Origin of the sequence: Scytonema sp. PCC 10023 (assembly GCF_963920835.1) — a bacterium.
Lineage (GTDB): Bacteria > Cyanobacteriota > Cyanobacteriia > Cyanobacteriales > Nostocaceae > Kalymmatonema.
Window position 1 is genome coordinate 1 of the sequence record NZ_CAWUDP010000276.1, and the last position, 1,720, is coordinate 1,720.

Annotated in this window: 2 protein-coding genes; one reads left to right on the forward strand and one right to left on the reverse strand. The window is 47.4% G+C overall.

Annotated elements, in window-relative coordinates; genetic code table 11:
• The first annotated feature begins 89 nt into the window (after positions 1 to 89).
• Positions 90 to 674 carry a tyrosine-type recombinase/integrase gene (locus tag ACM0OZ_RS48660; RefSeq protein ID WP_414590125.1) on the forward strand — a complete coding sequence of 195 codons (585 nt, stop codon included), beginning with the start codon at positions 90 to 92 and terminating at the stop codon, positions 672 to 674.
• A 28-nt stretch (positions 675 to 702) separates the two neighbouring features.
• Here ACM0OZ_RS48660 and ACM0OZ_RS48665 read toward each other — a convergent pair whose 3' ends face one another.
• Positions 703 to 1,644, reverse strand: a complete 942-nt coding sequence (locus ACM0OZ_RS48665; protein ID WP_414590126.1) for a helicase-related protein — start codon at positions 1,642 to 1,644, stop codon at positions 703 to 705.
• Between the last annotated feature and the right edge of the window lie 76 nt (positions 1,645 to 1,720).

A 1,720-nucleotide genomic window follows, 5' to 3' on the forward strand; every position in this document is an offset into this window, starting at 1 on the left:
AGTTCTTTACATTAAATAGTGTGGGGAGTTGATTGTGTCGTACCCAACCATAAAGTGCCCGACTATCATTTATGGGCAAGTTGGTAATTATGCCGAATACTGCTCCACCTAAAAAAGTTACGAATCTTGAAAAACGCACGCGAGAACATTTACTCCCCAACGAAGTGGAGGCAATGATTAAAGCTGCGAAAGCTGTGGGGCGGCATGGTAACCGGGATGCAACTCTAATTTTACTGGCATATCGTCACGGTCTGCGGGTATCAGAGTTGGTCGCACTGCGGTGGGAGCAGGTGGATTTTGGTAGTGGCACGATTTACATTAACCGACTCAAACACGGTGTCAGTTCAACGCATCCCCTGCGCGGTCCAGAACTTAGGGCACTGCGGCAGTTGCAACGGGAGTATTCAGGCTCTCCCTATCTGTTTGTTTCGGAACGAGGGACAGTGATGTCTGCGGCAACAGTTAGAGGCATCATCTCGCGCTCTGGGATTTTAGCTGGATTGTCCTTAAGCGTGCATCCGCATATGCTGCGCCATGCCTGTGGTTTTTACCTAGCATCTAAAGGTCATGACACTAGAGCTATTCAGGCTTATCTGGGACACAAAAATATTCAGCACACAGTTCGCTACACGGAGTTGTCCTCAGGGCGCTTCAAGAATTTCTGGATAGATTGACTCTTCGGGGTCTGCGTATTGGTAAGACTTAGTTGGCAACCATCATATTGATACTAGAGATAGTCTTTCTACCAAATGCGTAATCGACAATTTTACAAAACTTTACAACGTGTCCCATTTGCCACGTATTTCGGCATATCCCCAATTCTTGTTCTGGTTCTTCACCAGAAGGAAATTCGTATCCACATTCAGGACAGATTTTTGCAAACTGAGGTACGCTGGCGTGGCACTCTGGACACTCTTTTGTAGGTGTAAATGGTTCTTGTTTATCACTGGGGCAGAGGGGCGTAGAGTAACCTTTAGTTGGCACACCTAAACGTTGGAAGTTCTCACAAAAATCTAATAGCAATGCATCTTCTTTACCAGGGTGTAGCCGTAAAGCACGTCCTGCCATTTGCACCATAAGCGCTCGGCTCTTAGTTGGTCGAGCAATAATGGCGCAGTTGCAACTTGTTTCGTCAAACCCCTCGCATAGGCAGGAAACACTGCTGATTAATTGCGTCTCTCCACTCTTGAAACGAGCGTAGATGCCTTCTCTCGTGTCTTGACTTGTTGACCCAACAACAACCTCGCTAATGACGCCTACAGCGTTGAACTGATCGGCTAAATTATACGCTTGTTGAACACCAGCGCAGAAGGCTATAGTTTTGCGATCCGGGCACAGTTCCATAAACCGCCGTACCACTTCAGCATTAAAATTCGCATCACAAGCTTTCTGCATTGATGCTTGGGTAAAATCGCCGTCCCGACCAGTGTCGAGTTGCGAAAAATCGACCAAACCATTCCACCCAAAGTGACGCGCATAAGCCAAGTGACCCATCTTTATCAATTGCTCGGGGTGCGGAGCGCGAACTACGGCTTGGAAGAATTGGCAGTATCCTTCTTTTTTCTTTGTCCGCCACGGGGTAGCACTCAATCCCACGAAATAACACGGCGATAGCGGGAGAATTCCACCGCTGTAAGTTGTCATTAGCCTTTGAACGACTTGGTAGTATAGCCATAGCCATCTTCATTAGGACGCAGCTTGCTTGAGAACGACTTCGATG